This window comes from Psychrosphaera saromensis, assembly GCF_002954545.1.
In the GTDB taxonomy this organism is placed as follows: Bacteria; Pseudomonadota; Gammaproteobacteria; order Enterobacterales; family Alteromonadaceae; genus Psychrosphaera; species Psychrosphaera saromensis.
In genome coordinates, this window is sequence record NZ_MSCH01000003.1 from 675,759 (window position 1) to 695,516 (window position 19,758).

At 37.9% G+C, this 19,758-nt stretch carries 14 protein-coding genes and 1 pseudogene; 8 read left to right on the forward strand and 7 right to left on the reverse strand.

The window, feature by feature from the left end; genetic code table 11:
- Nucleotides 1-31 precede the first annotated feature (31 nt).
- Nucleotides 32-460, reverse strand: a complete 429-nt coding sequence (locus tag BTO11_RS03040) for an organic hydroperoxide resistance protein (RefSeq protein ID WP_105051202.1) — start codon at nucleotides 458-460, stop codon at nucleotides 32-34.
- Nucleotides 461-643: 183 nt separating this feature from the next.
- Here BTO11_RS03040 and BTO11_RS03045 point away from each other — a divergent pair, with 183 nt between their 5' ends.
- The gene (locus BTO11_RS03045; protein ID WP_105051203.1) at nucleotides 644-1,069 is read left to right on the forward strand and encodes a MarR family winged helix-turn-helix transcriptional regulator; all 426 of its coding nucleotides are present in this window, start codon (nucleotides 644-646) and stop codon (nucleotides 1,067-1,069) included.
- 10 nt (nucleotides 1,070-1,079) lie between these two features.
- Here BTO11_RS03045 and BTO11_RS03050 read toward each other — a convergent pair whose 3' ends face one another.
- The 3 genes and pseudogenes from BTO11_RS03050 to yegD form a co-directional block, all read right to left on the reverse strand.
- A complete protein-coding gene (locus tag BTO11_RS03050) occupies nucleotides 1,080-1,850 on the reverse strand; it encodes an RluA family pseudouridine synthase (RefSeq protein WP_105051204.1) in 771 nt (256 codons plus the stop codon).
- A 116-nt stretch (nucleotides 1,851-1,966) separates the two neighbouring features.
- Nucleotides 1,967-2,449, reverse strand: a pseudogene (locus BTO11_RS03055) (YgjP-like metallopeptidase domain-containing protein); the annotation flags it as partial.
- Between the two features lie 40 nt (nucleotides 2,450-2,489).
- On the reverse strand, nucleotides 2,490-3,848 hold the full coding sequence (gene yegD / locus BTO11_RS03060) for a molecular chaperone (RefSeq protein WP_105051206.1): 1,359 nt from the start codon (nucleotides 3,846-3,848) through the stop codon (nucleotides 2,490-2,492).
- Nucleotides 3,849-4,229: 381 nt separating this feature from the next.
- On the opposite strand from yegD, the gene BTO11_RS03065 reads away from it, so the two are divergent.
- On the forward strand, nucleotides 4,230-4,853 hold the full coding sequence (locus BTO11_RS03065; RefSeq protein WP_105051207.1) for a hypothetical protein: 624 nt from the start codon (nucleotides 4,230-4,232) through the stop codon (nucleotides 4,851-4,853).
- Between the two features lie 29 nt (nucleotides 4,854-4,882).
- On the forward strand, nucleotides 4,883-5,857 hold the full coding sequence (locus tag BTO11_RS03070) for an HNH endonuclease (RefSeq protein ID WP_105051208.1): 975 nt from the start codon (nucleotides 4,883-4,885) through the stop codon (nucleotides 5,855-5,857).
- A gap of 141 nt (nucleotides 5,858-5,998) precedes the next feature.
- Here BTO11_RS03070 and BTO11_RS03075 read toward each other — a convergent pair whose 3' ends face one another.
- The gene (locus BTO11_RS03075; protein WP_105051209.1) at nucleotides 5,999-8,863 is read right to left on the reverse strand and encodes a M16 family metallopeptidase; all 2,865 of its coding nucleotides are present in this window, start codon (nucleotides 8,861-8,863) and stop codon (nucleotides 5,999-6,001) included.
- Between the two features lie 284 nt (nucleotides 8,864-9,147).
- Between BTO11_RS03075 and BTO11_RS03080 the strand changes: the two genes are divergently transcribed.
- Nucleotides 9,148-11,469 (forward strand): M48 family metallopeptidase, encoded by a 2,322-nt coding sequence (locus tag BTO11_RS03080; RefSeq protein WP_105051210.1) that lies wholly within the window; start codon nucleotides 9,148-9,150, stop codon nucleotides 11,467-11,469.
- A 320-nt stretch (nucleotides 11,470-11,789) separates the two neighbouring features.
- Here BTO11_RS03080 and BTO11_RS03085 read toward each other — a convergent pair whose 3' ends face one another.
- The gene (locus BTO11_RS03085; protein WP_105051211.1) at nucleotides 11,790-12,980 is read right to left on the reverse strand and encodes a BaiN/RdsA family NAD(P)/FAD-dependent oxidoreductase; all 1,191 of its coding nucleotides are present in this window, start codon (nucleotides 12,978-12,980) and stop codon (nucleotides 11,790-11,792) included.
- 229 nt (nucleotides 12,981-13,209) lie between these two features.
- Between BTO11_RS03085 and BTO11_RS03090 the strand changes: the two genes are divergently transcribed.
- Nucleotides 13,210-13,992, forward strand: a complete 783-nt coding sequence (locus BTO11_RS03090) for a DUF481 domain-containing protein (protein ID WP_105051212.1) — start codon at nucleotides 13,210-13,212, stop codon at nucleotides 13,990-13,992.
- A 142-nt stretch (nucleotides 13,993-14,134) separates the two neighbouring features.
- Nucleotides 14,135-14,884 carry a DUF481 domain-containing protein gene (locus BTO11_RS03095; protein WP_105051213.1) on the forward strand — a complete coding sequence of 250 codons (750 nt, stop codon included), beginning with the start codon at nucleotides 14,135-14,137 and terminating at the stop codon, nucleotides 14,882-14,884.
- 72 nt (nucleotides 14,885-14,956) lie between these two features.
- On the opposite strand, the gene BTO11_RS03100 is transcribed toward BTO11_RS03095, so the two are convergent.
- Entirely contained in the window at nucleotides 14,957-15,883 is a 927-nt protein-coding gene (locus tag BTO11_RS03100; RefSeq protein WP_105051214.1) for a diacylglycerol/lipid kinase family protein, read from the reverse strand.
- Between the two features lie 238 nt (nucleotides 15,884-16,121).
- Between BTO11_RS03100 and BTO11_RS03105 the strand changes: the two genes are divergently transcribed.
- Together BTO11_RS03105 and cysI are read left to right on the forward strand one after the other, a co-directional pair.
- Nucleotides 16,122-17,948, forward strand: coding sequence for an assimilatory sulfite reductase (NADPH) flavoprotein subunit (locus tag BTO11_RS03105; RefSeq protein ID WP_105051215.1), 1,827 nt, complete (start codon nucleotides 16,122-16,124; stop codon nucleotides 17,946-17,948).
- Between the two features lie 64 nt (nucleotides 17,949-18,012).
- Nucleotides 18,013-19,749 (forward strand): assimilatory sulfite reductase (NADPH) hemoprotein subunit, encoded by a 1,737-nt coding sequence (gene cysI, locus BTO11_RS03110; protein WP_105053645.1) that lies wholly within the window; start codon nucleotides 18,013-18,015, stop codon nucleotides 19,747-19,749.
- Nucleotides 19,750-19,758 lie beyond the last annotated feature (9 nt).

Here is a 19,758-nt window from a genome sequence, read left to right on the forward strand (position 1 = left end):
TTTAGGACTTAATTAAGTAAGTAAATGTCCGTTATATAAGCGATAATTCAACTTCAATATTGCCGCGTGTTGCATTTGAATATGGGCATACTAAATGTGCCGCATCAACTAATTCTTGTGCTTGCGCTTTGTCTAAATCGCCAAGTGATACTGCTAGTTTAACTGCGATACCAAAACCACCTTCAATTGCGCCAATTGACACTTCTGAGTTGATGTATGTTTCTTTTGGTAGAGCTACTTTAGTTTGGCCTGATACAAATTGCAGCGCACCAATAAAACATGCGGCATAACCGGCTGCAAACAACTGCTCTGGATTTGTACCTTGACCGTCATCACCGCCTAGTCCTTTTGGCGTAGACAAGTTTACTTGTAAACGACCATCATCACTTTTAGCAGAACCTGTACGGCCGCCAGTTGCAGTTGCTTTTGCTGTGTATGCTACTTCTTTTAATACATTCATTCTGTTCTCCAAAAACGTGTTTTATATAAAATATTGCCCAGTTAATAACTAACTAGAGTCATTCGGTAATTAACTTAATTAATTTGCATGCAAAACAATAACGCGTAATGACAAACATTGCAAATGTTTTGTGTGCAAATTATAATCCTGCCATTAGCGCACTCAATAGCCAAAGGTAACGTAATGGAATATCCACAACTTAAATTAGAAAACCAACTATGCCATCGGCTATATATGGCTTCAAACCGCATTATTAGGAATTATCGTGAACCGTTGGAATTATTAGATCTGACTTACCCACAATACATAGTCATGATGGCGTTATGGGAAAACGATGGGATCAGCATAGCTGAGTTGTTAGAAAAAACGTCAATTGATGGCGGCGCCATGACACAAATCCTAAAAAAAATGACCGACAAGTCTTTGCTCTCAATTGTTAAAGATGAAGACGACAAACGTAAACGCATCATCAAGCTTGAAACTCACGGCGCTGAGTTGCGCCATAAAGCTGCAGACATTCCAGATAAAATAAAATGCTCTTTTGCCCACATGACAGAGCAAGAAGCCCAGCAATTGATTGAGTTATTGGATAAAGTGAATCAAGGTTAAAAGAGTCAAATCAAAAATTCGCTGGTAACTTAATGTCCATTTCTTGGTTTGTTACTGGGTGAGTAAAACCTAACCGACTTGCGTGTAGCATTAATCTGTCGGCCTTAAAGTAAGACTGGTTTAGGTCGTATAAGTCACAACCTATAATGGGATGGCCTATTTCTCGGCTATGAATACGTAACTGGTGAGTGCGGCCTGTGATGGGTTGAAATAATACTTTTGTGGTATTGTTGGCTTTGTTGTAACTGACTATTTGGTATTGGCTAGTCGCTTGTTTTCCCGTTTGATGACAGACTTTTTGCAGGGGAAAGTTATCTGCATCTTTAATAATAGGAATGTTAATTTCACCGTGCTTTTCATACTTTCCCTTTTGAGCGCTGCTTTTTTTTACAATATCTAGCTCTGCTATCTCTTGATCTGCTATTTCAAAATCGCCACCTGATAACGGCGCTTGTACTAAAAGCTCTCCATCTAAAATTGCCTCATAATATTTGGTGACAGTACGCTGGCTAAACTGCTCACAGATTTGTTTATTAATGTCTTTATTCAGCGCTACCAGCATTAAGCCTGATGTACCAAAATCTAATCGGTGAATTAGAGTTGCCGTTGGGAAGTCTTGCACCAAACGCCAATGTACTGAGTCTTTATTAAGTGGATGTTTGCCCGACAAGCTTAATAAACCAGAGGGTTTATTAATCACCAATAAATGTTCATCTTGATAGACAATGGTTATTTGCTCAAGGCATTTGGGAACAATAAATGGGGCGGCTTGTGGTTGCATGTTTAGTCAACCTGCTTGTTTTTATTTTTGCTAGCGTGGTTGCTTTTACTAGCATGGCTTTGATTAACATTACTTTTGCCGCTGTGGCTTTGACTGCTATTTTTTTTGCTAGCGTGCTCAAGCAAGGTTAAATATACCCGAGTATCAAATTCTATTTGGTGGTATTCCGGCAACATGTGACAGCATAATTTATAAAATGCCTTGTTGTGGTCCAGCTCTTTAACATGAGCAAGTTCATGCACCACTATCATCCTCAAAAACGCTTCTGGTGCTTCTTTAAAGATTGAGCTAACCCGTAACTCATTTTTACTTTTAAGCTTGTTGCCTTGGACTCTGGACACATAAGTGTGAGTGCCAAGTGCGTTTTTAACCACGTGCAACTTACTATCAAATTGTATTTTGTTAATGGGCGCAGACTTTTTAAGGTACTGGTTTTTAATGTCCATCACGTAATCGCGTAATTGCTTGTCGTTATTACAGTTATGTTTTTCTGGATATTTGGCGTCAAGGTACGTTTGTACCTTGCCTTGGTGCAACATAGTTTGAATTTTCTCAACTAATGACGCTGAATAGTGATTTAAATAGGGTAATCCAGACATAAACTGATTAATTTTCTCTAGTTGTTTTTACGCGTACGTTTTATGAAAATATGCGCTTAGACCAACGGGTTAAACCAGACGCTACACTACCAAAATGATCACCAATAATGACAGGTATATTATTAAACTGTTGCTGTAAAAACTGATTTATTACTGGAGACTTTGCCGTACCACCCGTCACAAAAATAACATCTGGCTGACAACCTGCCGACTCAACGGCTTCTTCCATTAACTGCGCAATACTGTTTAATTGATTTTCACTGGCTTGTAAAAACAAGTCGCGGTCAACGTCTTGCGTTAAACCGCTGTCTAAATAGCTCAAATCAATTAAGTTTTGATGATTGTCGGTTAAGTTGATTTTGGCTTGTTCTGCACTATTAACTAACTGATAACTTAGTTTTTGCTCGTACACTTTTAACAAACGCGCTAACAGCTCAGGCTGTTTTGAGTCACGTTTTAATTGGGCTAAAAAGCGGCCGTTTTTGGCATTATAAAATTCGGTTTGGGCGTTCACATCATTAATGGCGACCGCTTCATGGTAACTATTCACAGGCATAGGTTTGCCTGTTAATAATTCGCTGGTCATGCCCAAATTAGGCATTATGCCTTTTAACGCTAATTGGATGTCAAAGTCATTTCCGCCAATACGTTTACCGCTGTGACTTAATAATTCTGCACTACGGTCTAACTTATTAATAAATTGTGGCCCCATTAACAACATGGAGCAATCGGTAGTACCACCGCCAATATCCACAACCAATACTCGAGTTTCTTTGGTTAACTTAGCTTCATATTCAAACCCTGCCGCTACTGGCTCAAACTGAAATTCTACGTCTTGATAACCCACGTGCTTTGCGGCATTGGTTAATACTTCAATCGCTTGTTTGTTGCTTTCTTCGCTGTTACGACCCTGGAAGTTGATAGGGCGGCCAATCACGACTTGAGTGACCTCTCTTTGTAATTCGTTTTCTGTTAACTGTTTAACATGCGCCATCATGGACGCAACTATGTGCTCAAAAAAGGCAATTTGTGGTGGTAACAAACCGCTGGTACCCAAAAATGATTTTGGCGATTTAATATAATAGCCTTCACTAGGATCTTCTAAATATCTGGAAAGGGCGTCTTTACCAAAAGACAAATGCTCGGCAATGCCGTCATAACGTAAGTCTTCTAACGCTTCCTGGCCTTTTGATAACTGGTATTGTCTAAGCTGAGTAAACTTATCTCTGTGCGGCTGATTAATGTTTTTTTGTAACCAGTTAACAATCACATCTCTACTTGGAGAATACAAAGATGACGCCATGAATCGGCCATGCTCACCTAAATTTATTAACTTAGGTTGGTCATTATCCATAATACCAACAGCACAATTTGAGGTGCCATAATCAAAACCAATCATAAAATATTTCCAAATCTAAATTAAAAACTAACATCAAGAGCTAACATTCAAAAGCGAACATTGAAGAGCCAAAAAGGTCGCGTAGGATACTGAGGTTAGTACTATAGATGCAAGCCAATATCGAAATACACAGCAATTATTTCTGCTTTGTATTTGTGTATTCAGCAGATCTTCTTTACCGAGCTAGTTCTTTGGCTATCTTTTTATCTTCTGAGCTTTTTATTTCTTGAGCTTTTATTTCTTGAGCTTTTATCTTCCAAGTCTAAACCTGAAATAACTGAGTAAATAAAATCTAATGGTTAATTTCAAAAACTCTTTGATCAATATACGGTAGAATCAAATTAACCTAGTTATAAAAATGCAAAGTCTATAAAGAACACCATGAATTTAGAAAAGCTGCAAATTGCCCAACAAGATTTTTTACGCTTCTACCCTCAAGGCTTTCAAGATGAGAAAATGGTGGAGCTAGGTAAAAAACACCAAGTAGACAAGATGACAGACTTTGTTTTAGATGTATTTTCACGTGATCAATTTAACTTACCAGATCGTATTTTAGAAAACTGGGCTAAAACCGTAAGCCGCTCGTCTATGGTGTCTACCTTTGAAAAGCCTAAATTCAAAAACATGCTGCATGATTTATCCGCGCACGAAAAAGAACTGATGATCAATGCCTTGTACGAACAATTACATGGTGATGCAGAAGTTGGATTTAACGCCCAGTTAGATATTTTAAAGCAGTACAAATTGGCCAAGTGGTCATTAATCTCTGTGGTGCCAGCGTACTTTAAACCGCAACAAGAGATATTCATAAAACCAACCACAGCAAAAAGCGTGATCAAACACTTTGAATTACCAAACTTAACTTACAAGGCAACACCAAGTTGGGAATTTTACTGCGAATACCGCCAACAAGTATTGTCTATGATGAACTTTGTGGATAAACAACTCGCACCAAACACCCCAGCATTTTGCGGTTTTTTAATGATGAGCCTGCCAAACTCGTAAGTGATAATGTCACAAAGGTCATTCAAAAAATGAAAAAAACTATCCACATTGTAAATAAGTTAGCTACCGATCTAACTGCATTTTATATTGATAAAAAGAACATTTTCATGTGCCCTAGTTGTTTTAATGAATTTAATTTTAATGATCGAAAAAATATTACGGCAGCTCATATAATTCCAAATGTCTCAGGTGGTAAAGAAATAACAGTATTATGCAAAAAATGTAATAGCAAGTTTGGAACGAAACAGGATAAGTGGTTTGGAGAGTATTTAAATGTCTATCTGAACGAAACCGCAACCATCTTAGCTGCAAAAACTAAAGGGAAATACCTTAAAGTTAATGGAATTAAAGTTCGTGGTGAAATAGATCAAGCAACGGATGGCGCAATAGAAGTAAAAATTTATGAAAAATATAATCAACCAGGTATTTTGAATCAAATTAAACTTGGCCCTATTAGGAATATAGAAACATCTATTTCTTTAGCTGATAAAGATCTTGAGATTCAAGTCGGATTTCTGACTGCTGCTTATCTAATGTGGTTTAAAGAGTTTGGATATTCTTGGGCTTTTCAAGATCAACTAAGTATTGTCAGGCAACAAATGCACAATCCAGAACAACTAATAATAAAAAAATCTTTCCTGATTGATATCCAAGATTCATTAAGTCCATCCATAGGAATACTGGAAGTCGATAATACAGCATTCCCTTGTGCATCAATTTTCGATCAACTAGTCGTCTTCCCAAATGCAAAAAAAGAGAGTACTTATGAACAAGTTGCAGATTCATTAAATAACTCAAAAACTAGACGTTTCAACACAATACAGATTTTTCCAGAGCACCAACATCCATCATCTATGAATTTACTTTTTAAGGAAACACTCTTAATGATGCCAGAGCATGTAAAAAGAGGGATTTTGAGTCCAGAAAACATGCTGTATTTTAGTAGTATTGATCGACCGGCTGAATGGCTTCACCCAATAAGTAATAAAGATGACAATTATTAATACAAAAAAGGCCAGCATTGCTGACCTTTATTTCTAGCCTTATAGCTTATAGCTTATAGCTTATAGCTTATAGCTTACAGCTTACAGCTTTAAAACCTTACAGCCCTAAAGCCCTAAAGCCTTACCGCTTTTTATGCTAACTTACTCAAACACTGCATCAATTTTTAACAATTCAATATTCTTAGCTGGAATGGCTAGTTTGTAATCTTGAATTATTACGTCTTCGTCAGTTAACACTTTTGGTTTCTCTGAGTTGTATAACAAAGGAGAAGTCTGTTCTTGGCTTAGACGCTTAACCATATCTTTACCGTCGCCAGTAATGAATACGTAATGCATGTTTTCGCTTTGTAAGTTTTCAGTAATTACGCGGTTAACATCTTCAACCGTTAATTCGTTTAACTGACTTGTTACATACGCGCCAAATTCACCAATGCCGTAAAATGCACTGTCCATAGCATAACCAAGTTGTTTGTCTTGGCTTGCAACTAACTGCGGTACATAGTTGATTAAGAAGTTACGAGTCGCTTCAAAGTCTTCTTTGCTTAGTCCGTTTTTAATAAGTTGGTCTAATTCATATTGTGCAACACGAGTAGCAAAATGCGCGTCGTTATTTGAACGTAGAGGTCGGATCCAAATTTGGAAAATCTGTTCGCTACGTGCCAAGTTTGCGCTTGGCTTAGTGATAAACATGCCGCTTGGGAAATATTCAATATATGAATAATCACCGTAGTTCATGCCACGCACTTCACGGATACGTTTAAATAAGTGTGCATTACTGCTTCTGTGTTCACCAAAGTAAGAACGTACTAACCAAAGCGCAGCCCAATCTTTACTGCTACGAGTAATGTCGATTGGAAAACCAAAGCTTACTGCTGTTGATTTTGCAGACTTTTCAATAACCGTTGCGTGACGGCCTTTTAGTGTTGGTGCATCAGCAATAGTTAAACGTTTTGATTCGCCTGCGTTTAGCTTAGTTAAGTCCGTTAACAGTGTTGCTTTAACGTCTTCTGGTAACGCACCAGAAATACCCACATTTAAGTTAGACTGAGTAAATTGTGCAGCATAAAACTGTTTTACGTCATCAAGGGTAATTGACTCAAGATCTGACAAGTCACCGTAGTTATAATTACCGTAAACGTGGTTTTTATATAGTTCTTCGTATAATACTTCTTTACCTAGTTCTTCGTCGTTAGACGCTTTAAGGCCAGATTTAATACCGTCGATTTGTTCTTTTTTGATGCGTTTAAAGTCGTCTTCTTTCCAACCTGGATTTAACAATTGTTCGCTCACAATGTCGTACCAAATTTGAGCGTTGTCTTTATGTACTCGGCCTTGGAAAGAGATCATTTCTTTGTCTATCTGCACACCAAAACTGCCGGCTATTGGATATAACGCCGTTTTGATTTCTTTATAAGAACGAGAAACACTGCCGCCGTTGGCGATCATATTAGCCGTTAATGCTGCTAGTCCTTTTTTGCCTTCAGGATCTGCTGCTGCACCGGTATAAAACAGTAAGTTAACGTCTACTAATGGTGACTTGCTTGATTTATCTAATACAGTAAATACGCCTGCTGCTTTTGGTTTCTTCAGTTCGGCTACTGCATTTTCTAAACTTACTTCTTGCTCAAAGCCGGTTACTTTTTCTAAAGCAGACATAGTCACTGTAGTACGTGCGTTATCTACAAAATATTTATTAGCAATGTCACGAATATCTTCAGCCGTTACTTTATCTAACGAGGCATAAAGTTGGTTTAACAATTCAGGGTCACGCTCAAAGTGCATGTATCTTGCTAATGTATCAGCGATAGATTTTGACGAATCTAACCCTTTAGCAAAGCTGTATTTAATGTTTGATTTAAGATCCGCTAGTTTTTTAGCATCCACCAGCTCAACTCTTGCTTTAGCGTACGTATTGTTAATGGCATCACGTACAACAGATAAATTTTCTTGTTTATCTACTTTAATAAATACGTGTAACAAACCTGGATCTTTAGTTTCTGCGTTGTAAGTAAACATTTGGCTAGCAATTTGTTTATCTACAACCAACTCTTGGTAAATTTCTGAGTTGCTAGAGAAGTAAAGCTCAGAGATTAAATCTAATGTCGCTCTGTCTTTTTTAGTTGGTTCAAAAGCAGTACCTTTATAAGACACCAATAACCAATGTCCTGGTAAGCCTTCTGTTACTTTATGTGCGTATAACGCTTTTTTTTGTTTAGGTTCAGCTGGAACGTTAGAAACGTAATCGCCTTTTTTCCACATGCCCCAGTATTTTTCAACTAGCGCTAAGGTTTCTTCTGCGTTTACATCACCTGTGATGATCAAAGATACGTATTCTGGTTTATAAAAATGCTCAAAGAATTTTTGTCCGTAAGCCATTTGGTCTGGCATAGCTTCAATGTCTTCAAAAAAGCCCATGGTTGTGTGGCTATAAGTATGAGTATCAAACGCGGTATTACGTACAGTTGATAGTAATTGGCCAACTGGGCTGGCGTTATTTTTTAAATATTCGCCTTTAACCGTTAACGCTTCTGTGCGGAATTCCGCTTCTGTGTAACTTAGATTTTGAAAGATATCAGCTTGGATTTCTAATACTTTTTCTAAATGTTGTTTAGAAAAGTTTAGGTTGTAGTTAGTGTAATCGTTAGTGGTATACGCACGATTATCCACACCTGAGTTTTTGTAGATGTCACTGTAAACATCTTGTGGGAATTTTTCAGAGCCCTTAAACATCATGTGTTCAAAGAAATGAGCAAAGCCAGTTTTACCAACCTCAACTTCATCACGAGCACCAACAGAAACAGGGATTTGTAATGACACAACATCTGGGTAATCCGTTGGCACTATCATGACTTTTAAGCCATTTGGTAATGTTTCTAACACATAGTCTTGCGAGAAAATTTTATCGTCGCTTTTATTGTCACTTTGGCCAGTCGCAGCGTCTTGTCCAGAACAACCAGTTAACGCTACTAAAAACGTTAAGCCAGCGGTTAATAATCGAAATGTCATCTTGTTTCCTTTGAATATTATAGTTTTTATTTTTGACTGATCTTTTTTAAATGGTTTCAAATTAGACCCAAGCAAAAATCTACCCGCAATAATGCCTATAACCAAAGCATTTGGCGAGTATTTACGACCAATAAACGGGATTTTGGTTTTAGTTTCAGAGATATATGAACTTCATTTTGATTATTTTTAATATTCATAATAAGGTAATTGCCTTAAGTTAAGGGAAATATTGCAAACCCTATACTGTAAAATATAAATAATCCGATAAAACAAGGATGCGTTCTATGTCAAATATACCTCTATATCCATCTAGCCCAGATAATGTTCCTGAAAGCTTAACCCGAGCTAAAATAAGCTATAAACGACAAGCTTGGTTGGCCATGATTGGTTTAACGGTTTTTATGTTGTTCTATCTGAGTCTAGCTACATGCTTTGGCTGGATTGTTTATGTCAATATAATTGAAATGATAAATGGCAATATTACGTTTCCTAATATTTTGGTTACCTTGATTTCCTCTTTATTAACAATATTCATGACCAAATCATTATTCTCAGTCCGAAAATCAGGGAATGTTAGAGGTGAAGAAGTCACTCCAAAACAAGAACCTAAATTATTTGAGTTTCTGCATACCTTAGCAGATGAAATTGGTGCTCCGAGACCGCACAGAGTATTTATTACTGCTGATGTCAATGCCGCTGTATTTTACGACTTATCATTAATTAATATGTTTTTCCCTTCTAAAAAGAATTTAATTATTGGTTTAGGCCTTGTCAATGTTGTTAATTTAGGTGAGCTTAAAGCTATACTTGCACATGAGTTTGGTCATTTTTCTCAAGGCTCAATGATGGTTGGTAGATGGGTTTATATTGCACAACAAATTATTGGTCACATGGTTGTTACCAGAGATTGGCTTGATTCTGCTGTTCGTTTTATATCTAAGATTGATATACGTATTGCTTGGTTAGGTTGGCTACTTGGTTTAGTGATTTGGTCTATTCGCTCACTAATGGATAGTCTATTTCGTCTTGTTGTTATTGCAGAACGAGCATTAAGCCGAGAAATGGAATTTAATGCCGATTTAGTTGCGGTATCTGTAACCGGTAGCGATGCTCTCATTAATGCATTATATAAGCTACAATCTGCGGATGCTGCTTGGCAAGCTACTATTGACGTAGTTAATATTGAAGCGCGTAAGGGTAATTTGATTAATGATTTATTTAGAGCACAAAAATCTGCAATTAACTCTCTTGCCCAAGTACTAAATGATGATGGTTTTGGTGTCGTTCCTGAAGCAGAAGGGGATAATATTAGTCAACATCGTATCTTCTCTAAAAACATGGCTCGTCCTCCACAAATGTGGTCAACGCACCCACAAAATAGTGACCGTGAAGATAACGCTAAAAAAGTATATATCTCAAGTAAAATAGATCAGCGAGAGTCTTGGTTAGTTTTTTCTGATCCTGAACAACTACGCAAAACAATTAGCCATGGTTTTTACCATTCTGACAAAATATCTCAAATGACTGTAGTACCTGCAGAACAAGTAGTTAGCCAATCTTATAGCCAAGCGTCTTATCTACCCAAATATCGAGGTATCTACTTAAATCGAAGCCCTGTTCGACTGTTCAATAACGTTGATGAAATATTAAATACTGCAAATTTAACTGTACCTCCTAATGAATCTATACTGTCACTTTATCCAGAATCACTTACCGAACAACTTAAATTAGCAAGAAATTTAGATCTAGAGAGAAGTACATTAAAAGACTTAGCATCAAGCAAACTTAAACCATCTGGTGGTGTTATCCGTCATCGTGGAAACGAACTAAATAAAGCAGATATTCCTGATGCAATACAAGAGATTGAAATTGAAAGAGCCGCTATTGCAGACATATTAAAAGTACATGATGCTCGTTGTCGCGTAGCCCACTTACAAGCTGCAAAAGAATGCAGTGAAGGCTGGGAAAGTTACTTAAAGTCTTTAATTCATTTACTTCATTGTACTGAGCACCTGCACGCAAAAATAAATAATGAATTAGCTTTGTTAGTTAATACTTGGCAAGTTATTACTGCTGATAAAAAAATTGGCTATTTTGAAAAGCGCCGTATTATTAAAGTATGTGAGCATGCCCAGAAAGAACTTCGCCAAATATCAAGCTGTGCGGGGAAAATTGTACTGCCTGATGCTGTTATTAGCGCTACGGGATATGACGATTGGGCTAACAAATACCCTAATTTCTCAATATTGGATGTAAGTAAAAAAAATTGGAAATCATGGTGTGAAAACGCTAGCAAGCAGATGAATAACTTAATTTACACTTTAGGTGCAATAAAGTCTGCAACATTAGAAGAGCTAATTATTAGCGAGGATAAAATAGCACAACACTTACTCTGTAGTACTGAACTCCATGCTGCTCCAGTAGCTGGAAATAATCCTAATGAATATCCAACTTTATTAATCGGTGATGAACATAAACTTCAACGAAAGTTGGATTTATGGAATCGATTTCAATTGGCTCATGGTTTGTTTCCTTCAACTCTTCGCTTGATGGTCTCATTAGGTGTGGTAGCGGGAACTGTTTATAGTGGCCTTATCGGCCTCTGAAAAGGAAACAACTCATTCATGATGAACCTTTGCTTATCAAGAGGGATTGCACTTGACACTGCCTATAACCTTGCTTCAGTTACAGACTCTCACTTAAACGCTTTGGTGGCGATTGATCTTGCCACAGGCGAGCGAGCAATAAGCAGCAGATAGAATAAATACGATAGAAATATTAGGATAATATCATTTCAGGTTGTTTACTTTTCAGCCTGATATGATTTAACCGCTATTAATCTAGTTAGCATCACGGCGTAGAGACAATTGAGTTTGTAACTTTGGAGTGATAGCTTCCCCCTTAACTTTATTGTACTTACCTAAACTCAAACACTCTGCCCTGCGGCCCAGCCGCATGCCCATGCCCATTGGAAGTTGTAGCCGCCTAACCAGCCCGTCACGTCTGTAACTTCACCGATAAAATACAAGCCTTTTACGTCTTTGCATTCCATGGTTTTTGATGACAGTTGATCTGTGTCTACACCGCCTAATGTTACTTCTGCAGTTCGGTAACCTTCTGTGCCGTTTGGTTTTACTTGCCAGTGGTTAATGGTGTGGATTAAACCGTCGAACTCTTTATGATCTAATTGCTTTAATGGTTTGTCGGTTATCTGTTTTGACTCTATTAAGGCTTCTACAAAACGTTTTGGCAGCCATAATGCTAAGGTATTTTTAACACTTTGGTTTGGGTGGCTTTCTCTTTGTTGAGTCAGCTCTGCGGTTAAGTCTATATTGGGTAGTAAGTCTATACTTACGGCTTCTCCCGCTAACCAGTAGTTTGATATTTGCAATACTACAGGGCCTGATAATCCACGATGGGTAAATAGCATGTCGGCGGCAAAGCTGGTTCCGTCTTTTGACTCTATTCTGGTTGGGATACTTACGCCGGATAAATCTTGGTATTTTTCTTTGTCGTGATCATGCAAGGTAAATGGTACTAATCCGGCACGTGTTGGTAATACAGACAAACCAAACTGTTCAGCTACTTTATAACCAAAAGGCGTTGCGCCAAGTTTAGGCATAGACAAACCGCCGCTGGCAATGACTAATGATTCACAAGTGTAGCTAAGTAGATTGGTGTTGACGTTATAGCCATTATCCGTTTTTTCTATGCCGAGTATCTCGGTGCGTAATTGAATTTTTGCGCCTGCTTCTTGGCACTCACTAACGAGTATATTAACGATCTCTTTGGCACTGTCGTCACAAAATAACTGACCAAAGTCACGTTCATGATATGCCACATTATATTTGGCAATTAAGCCTAAAAAGTCCCATTGGGTGTATCTTGATAGTGCTGACTTTACAAAGTGGGGATTACTACAAAGGTAGTTATTAGGCTCAACGTCCATATTGGTAAAATTACAACGACCACCGCCTGAGATAAGTATTTTTTTACCCGCCTGTTTGGCGTGATCTAATAACAGAACTTTTCTGCCACGCAAGCCTGCTTGTGCCGCACACATTAATCCTGCGGCACCTGCGCCAATAATAATTACATCAAAATGTGTGTTAGCCATAAAAAGAGATACCGATTGTAAAAAGTCAGCGGCAATTTTCCCTTATATCAGAGCGCTTAACAACGAATACTTGTGCTAATGATTGATAACAGCAAATAAATGGCAACAAAAGGAAATCAACAATTTATTAATATCCTTTTTATACTCATTTAAGGGTTTTAACTAATTGCACTCACCTTGTACTTGTATGTAAAATGCACGCCCTGACTTGTTTGTTATCTGATTAAAAATGAAATCTATTAGTTACCTTGTTTTATTTATTTTGTTGTTTAATGTGCATTCATCATTCGCACGTTTAGTAGATGAAAATGGTTTATACGAATTAGAGCCATTACTTACTGATTCCACATTAAATATCAATGCTGAATTTGGTGCTTTATTTACCACAGGTAATACTCAGTCGACCTCTATCCTAAGTAAGTTAGAGCTCGATTACGAAATGGACAATTGGCGCCATAAGTACACATTTGAGTCTCTGTTTATACGAAACGATCAAATAGATAGCACAACCAATATACGCTCCACCGTAACCTCGGACGAAAAATACACGATTAATGCCGAAGGCTATTACAAGATAACTGACACCAAATCAGCCTTAGTATTTTGGGGTAATGAATTTGACCGATTTGGTCAATACCGATCTATTTCATCACTGGTTTTTGGTTATAGCTTTAGAGCTATTGATGGCAGTTTAATAAAATTAGATCTGAACATAGCGCCAGGTTATACCTTCATTGAATCTGAAGATGGATCAACTGAGAGTGCTCCAGTAATACGTGGTTCTGCTATTTACAATTGGATAATAAGTAGTAATGCTCGTTTCACTCAAGATTTCACCCTTGAAAGCTCTAGCATCAATACACGTGTTGTGATGGAAAGTTCATTAACAGCTAAACTTCATGGTTCTATGCAAATGAAAGTTAGCTTTCAAGCAACATCGGATGATGATGTTGACGATAGTGTGGCCAATTTTAATACCCAAACATCGGTAACTTTAGTAGTGAATTTCTAATTCAAATACACTTTTTTACTTATTGTTAGAAACAATTTATTAATTTTTTGCCTTTTTCTCAACTTTTTAAAATAACCATCTATACTCTCCGCTGAACAAACATATATTTTTTTAATATCATTACATATACATAGGTACATTCATGAAATCTCAATTGTTGTGCACTGCACTAACATCGTCTTTATTATCATTTACTGCATTCGCTGACGAAACTAAACCAGCGGTCGATACGTGGAAAGTATCTGCTGAGCTTGGTGCATTGATCACTACAGGTAACACAGAATCATCATCTTTATTCACTAAAATTTCAGCAGCCCACAACATTAACAATTGGAAAAACAAATATACTTTCAATACGTTAATGAAAGAAGACGACGTAACCGACGCTGAAGGTAATAAAGAATCTCAAAGAACCGCTGATCAATACTCTTTAACCGCTCAAGGTGACTACCTTTTAGGTGAGTATTCATCTGCATTTATTTTTGGTAGTTATAAAAACACTAAATTTAGTAGCTATAAGCAATATACTACAGTAGCTGCTGGTTATAGTTTTAGAGCTATACATGCAGACACAGTAACTTTAGATGCGAATATTGGTCCGGGTTTTACAGAAACGGAAACTCAAGACGGTGTTGTTGAAAGTGGTGCAATTATTAGGGGATCACTTGCTTTAGTATGGGATATCTCTGAAACAGCATCATTTGAACAGTCATTAAGTGTTGAGTCTGGTGAAGCGAATACTCGAACAATTGCAGAATCTGCATTAGTTTCAAGTCTTAACAGCACAATAAAAATGAAATTTGGTTTTGGTCTAATCACGGATACTGACGTTCCTGAAGGTCTAGAGAAAACAGATACAGAAACATCTGCAACTATCATTGTAAGTTTCTAATTTAGCTGAGGCTATTTAAAGCCTTAACTAGAAATAATGAGTAAGCTCTATGTCCAAGATATTTGAGCTTACTTACCTTTTTACTTTTACCGCGTTTTCAATCACAGATATGGAACATGGTGACTGACCGATATACTCCCCATCAGCTTGTAAATCTAATCCCACAGTATCAATCAATGACGTAGACCTAATTGTTCTATATTGCACTTGTTTAGCGGACATATGCCTGCCAACGCATAATGCGATAATTAGCTTTAATTTTGTTAATAACGGGTGTCGTGCAACTTGCACTATATCCAAATCAGCAGATAGCGGATTTGCTTTTGGAGCAACCTTTAAGCCGCCACCAAAATAACGGCCATTGGCAAACGCAGTAATTAAGTTTTCATACTGCTGTTTTTCATCATCAATTATAAAGCTCGATGTTTTCTCTTGATAAAAAGGGACTTTTTTTACCGCCGCCATTAAATAACTTAAGCTCGGAAACCTACCTTTATTATGGCGTAGATCTTTGGCTAATTTACTATCAAAACCGGTTCCCATAACATTATGAAACCTTCGCTTTATTTGATATTGATTTTCGTTGTTTGCTTCATTAAATATGCACTCACCTAAACTAATTTGTTGAGTACTAATACCCGTGACAATATCCAGTATTGCATTTAAATTACGATCTCGGCCGTACCACATTCTGGCAAAATCATTGCCAGTTCCAGCGGGAACTAATCCCAAGCGAATTTGACTATTGTCAGGTAAGCAATTGATCACACAATTGAGAGTGCCATCTCCACCAATTACAATCACATCTGAATATTGGCTAATACGTTGTTTGAAATAAGTCTGATTAATCACTAACTCTGCCGCGGTTGGATAAAGCTCAAATTGGATGTTGTTCTGCTGCAGTCGCTGTTGCACTGTGTTAACTATCTGTTGTCTTTTTTTATTTGCTACTGGATTAAATACAATTAAGTAGTTATTTAATGAATTGGTATTGTTCAAACTGAATGGTTCGCTCTTATCGTTTGTGGTTTGTTTTTAGGCTTAAAACAGAATAAACCTAAAAAGATCTATCTCATAGTAAAAAGTCATATCCAAGTTACCTAGCAGATAACCCTTATTTTAAAGGGGGCTAAGCCTTATATAACAAAATGGAATAAATATAAGCATTTAGATACTTTATCGTATATGCCTAGACTTCTACAATCCCATCTAATTTATAAATAGATGGTTTAATAACATGAGTCCGGTTCAACTCGTACAACAACTCAGTCAAGGTGCATCTCCGTTATCAGCACAGCAAATAACGGATCTACAAACTTTGGTCGCACAACTTAACCCAATTCAACAATCTTGGGTTAGTGGCTATTTGGCTGCTAGTGCTAATGCAGCGATGCCAGGTCAAGCGGCGAGTTTAGCTCCTCAAACTAATGAGGCGTCTGTATTAACCATTTTATATGGTTCACAAACGGGCAATGCAAAAAGCGTAGCGAACCAACTTAAAGCACAAGCAGAAGCAAAAGGCTTAGCGGTTAAGTTAGTTAGTATGTCGGACTATAAAACCAACCAACTTAAGAAAGAAAAGTTCATAGCCGTTGCCGTATCAACTTACGGGGAAGGTGAGCCACCTGAAGATGCAGAAAATTTACATGCGTTTTTAGCATCTAAAAAAGCACCAAAATTAGACGGTGTAAAAATAGCCGTTATTGGTTTAGGCGATACTAGCTACGAATTTTTCTGCCAAACGGCGATTGATTTTGAAGACAGATTTAAAGCACTTGGTGCAGAAACCATTATTGACCGTGCAGAACTTGACGTTGATTATGACGACGAGGCAGCCGTGTGGATTTCTCATGCTGTTACTGCATTTGAACCAGAGTTAAATACGAATGAACAAGCTGGTGCACAACCAAGCGCAATGAATGGTTTTTCTGCTCCTGCAACGCAAGCAAGCCAGTACAATAAGCAAAATCCATTTAATGCTGAGTTATCACTGGTACAAAAAATTACGGGTCGTGACTCAACTAAAGACGTACGCCATGTGGAAATCTCATTAGAAGACTCAGGTATTACTTACCAAGCTGGCGACGCTTTAGGTGTTTACTTCTTAAATGACGAAAGCCTTGTTGATGCAGCATTAAACCAAGTTGGTTTAAAAGGTGATGAATCAGTCACCCTTGGACAAGAGTCGTTGACGGTTCGCCAAGCGTTAATTGAGAAATTAGAACTTACTCAGTCTTACCCAGGTTTTGTTGAAAAGTATGCGCAAGCAACCAACAACGCTGACTTATTAAAAATAACGGAAGATAAAGCAGCATTACGTGAGTACATAGAAGCCCGCCAAATCTTTGATGTGATTGCTCAAAACCCAGCAAAACTTGAAGCTCAAGCTTTCGTAGATTGTGCTCGTAAACTGCAAGCTCGTTTATATTCAATTGCCTCAAGCCAAACAGAAGTGGAAGAAGAAGTTCACTTAACCGTTGGTTTAGTTGAGTTTAATGCTTTTGACAGCGAGCACTTAGGTGGTTGTTCAGGTTATTTAGCACGTCGTGCTGAAGATGGCGCATCGGTTAAAGTGTTTGTTGAACACAACGATAATTTCCGTTTACCAAATGACGATAATGCCCCAGTGATCATGGTTGGCCCAGGCACTGGTATTGCACCGTTTAGAGCATTTTTACAAGAACGTGATGCACGTGGCGCAGAAGGTAAAAACTGGCTATTTTTTGGTAATCCAAACTTTACTCAAGACTTTTTATATCAGGTTGAAGTTCAAGGTTATGTGAAGTCAGGTTTGTTAACAAATGTCGACTTAGCCTTTAGCCGTGACCAGGCTGAGAAAATTTACGTTCAAGACCGTCTACGTGAACAAGGTGCTGAAGTATTTGCATGGTTGGAACAAGGCGCTCACTTTTATATTTGTGGCGATGCCAATCGTATGGCAAAAGACGTACATCAAGTGCTGTTAGACATTGTTAAAACCCACGGCGGTAAAAACGATGAACAAGCAGAGCAATACTTAAAAGAATTGCGCAGCACCCATCGTTATCAAAAAGATGTTTATTAAATCGTTTTGCCTGTAGCTAAAACGCCAAAGACAACAGAATTTAGGAAAGAACGTGAGTAATAAAATAGACAACACCGAATTTAAGAAAAACAGCAAACACGATCCAGATGCAAAATTTGCTGATAACGAACGCTTAAAAGGTCAAAGTAACTTTTTGCGCGGGACTATTGAACCTGATCTTGGCGATCAATTAACGGGGGGCTTTACTGCTGATAACTTCCAGTTAATTCGTTTTCATGGCATGTATCAACAAGATGACCGTGATATTCGACCAGAACGTGCTAAGCAAAAATTAGAACCTTTGCATAACGTTATGTTACGCGCACGTATGCCTGGTGGCATCATCAAACCAGAACAATGGTTAGCGATAGACAAATTTGCTGATGATAAAACCTCATACGGCAGTATTCGTTTAACCACGCGTCAAACATTCCAGTTCCACGGTGTATTAAAGCCACATATTAAAGGCATGCACCAAATGCTAGATGGCGTTGGTATTGACTCAATTGCAACGGCTGGAGATGTTAACCGTAATGTACTTTGTACTGCTAACCCAGTGCAATCTGAGTTACATCAAGAAGCGTACGAGTGGGCTAAGAAAATATCTGAACATTTGTTACCAAAAACCAAAGCGTATGCTGAAATTTGGTTAGACGGTGAAAAGTCTGAAACAACAGAAGAACCAATTTTAGGTTCTACTTATTTACCTCGTAAGTTTAAAACCACAGTCACTATCCCACCGGATAACGAAGTGGACATTCATGCGAATGACTTAAACTTTGTGGCAATTGCGCAAGACGGTAAGTTAGTTGGCTTTAACGTATTAGTCGGTGGCGGTTTGGCCATGACTCATGGCGACGTAAACACTTACCCACGTAGAGCTGATGACTTTGGTTTCATCCCTGCTGAGCATACATTAGCGATTGCTGAACATGTTGTATCTGTACAGCGTGATTGGGGTAACCGTTCTAATCGTAAAAATGCGAAAACCAAATATACATTAGATAACTACGGCGTTGCGGCATTTAAAGCTGAAGTTGAAAAACGCTCTGGTGTTAAATTTGAAGACAGTCGTCCATTTGAATTCACTCATCGCGGCGATCGTATTGGTTGGGTTGACGGCATTGACGGCAAACATCATTTAACTTTGTTTATTCAAAGTGGTCGTATTTTAGATTACCCAGAAAAAACACTGAAAACCGGTTGTCGTAAAATTGCTGAAATTCACCAAGGTGATTTCCGCATGACAGCAAACCAAAATTTAATTATTGCTGGTGTACCTGCAGATCAAAAAGACATCATAGAAAAAATTGCTCGTGAACATGGCTTAATTGATGATAGCCACACTGAGCAACGTAAAAATTCTATGGCTTGTGTATCTTTTCCAACTTGCCCATTAGCAATGGCAGAAGCCGAACGTTACTTGCCAACTTTAGTTGAGCAAACAGAAAGCTTGCTTGCTAAACATGACATTGCTAACGACAACATAATTTTACGTGTTGTTGGTTGTCCAAATGGTTGTGGCCGTGCAATGTTGGCTGAAATTGGTTTAGTTGGTAAAGGTCCAGGTAAATACAATGTGTATCTAGGCGGTAACCGTCAAGGTACTCGTGTACCAAAACTGTACTTAGAAAACGTATCTGAAGATGTATATCTAGCTGCATTCGACGAGCTTATTGGTACTTGGGCAAAAGAACGTTTAACGCTTGAGAACAACGAGCATGAATGTTTTGGTGACTTTGTGATCCGTACTGGAATTGTTGCCGAAGTGAAAGTCTCAAAAACTGACTTCCACGCCTAACAAATTAGG

Excerpts from the sequence above, each read along its gene's own strand:
- BTO11_RS03040 (WP_105051202.1), bottom strand. The coding sequence starts at position 460 with ATGAATGTATTAAAAGAAGTAGCATACACAGCAAAAGCAACTGCAACT.
- BTO11_RS03045 (WP_105051203.1), top strand. The coding sequence starts at position 644 with ATGGAATATCCACAACTTAAATTAGAAAACCAACTATGCCATCGGCTA.
- BTO11_RS03050 (WP_105051204.1), bottom strand. The coding sequence starts at position 1,850 with ATGCAACCACAAGCCGCCCCATTTATTGTTCCCAAATGCCTTGAGCAA.
- yegD (WP_105051206.1), bottom strand. The coding sequence starts at position 3,848 with ATGATTGGTTTTGATTATGGCACCTCAAATTGTGCTGTTGGTATTATG.
- BTO11_RS03065 (WP_105051207.1), top strand. The coding sequence starts at position 4,230 with ATGAATTTAGAAAAGCTGCAAATTGCCCAACAAGATTTTTTACGCTTC.
- BTO11_RS03070 (WP_105051208.1), top strand. The coding sequence starts at position 4,883 with ATGAAAAAAACTATCCACATTGTAAATAAGTTAGCTACCGATCTAACT.
- BTO11_RS03075 (WP_105051209.1), bottom strand. The coding sequence starts at position 8,863 with ATGACATTTCGATTATTAACCGCTGGCTTAACGTTTTTAGTAGCGTTA.
- BTO11_RS03080 (WP_105051210.1), top strand. The coding sequence starts at position 9,148 with ATGTCAAATATACCTCTATATCCATCTAGCCCAGATAATGTTCCTGAA.
- BTO11_RS03085 (WP_105051211.1), bottom strand. The coding sequence starts at position 12,980 with ATGGCTAACACACATTTTGATGTAATTATTATTGGCGCAGGTGCCGCA.
- BTO11_RS03090 (WP_105051212.1), top strand. The coding sequence starts at position 13,210 with ATGAAATCTATTAGTTACCTTGTTTTATTTATTTTGTTGTTTAATGTG.
- BTO11_RS03095 (WP_105051213.1), top strand. The coding sequence starts at position 14,135 with ATGAAATCTCAATTGTTGTGCACTGCACTAACATCGTCTTTATTATCA.
- BTO11_RS03105 (WP_105051215.1), top strand. The coding sequence starts at position 16,122 with ATGAGTCCGGTTCAACTCGTACAACAACTCAGTCAAGGTGCATCTCCG.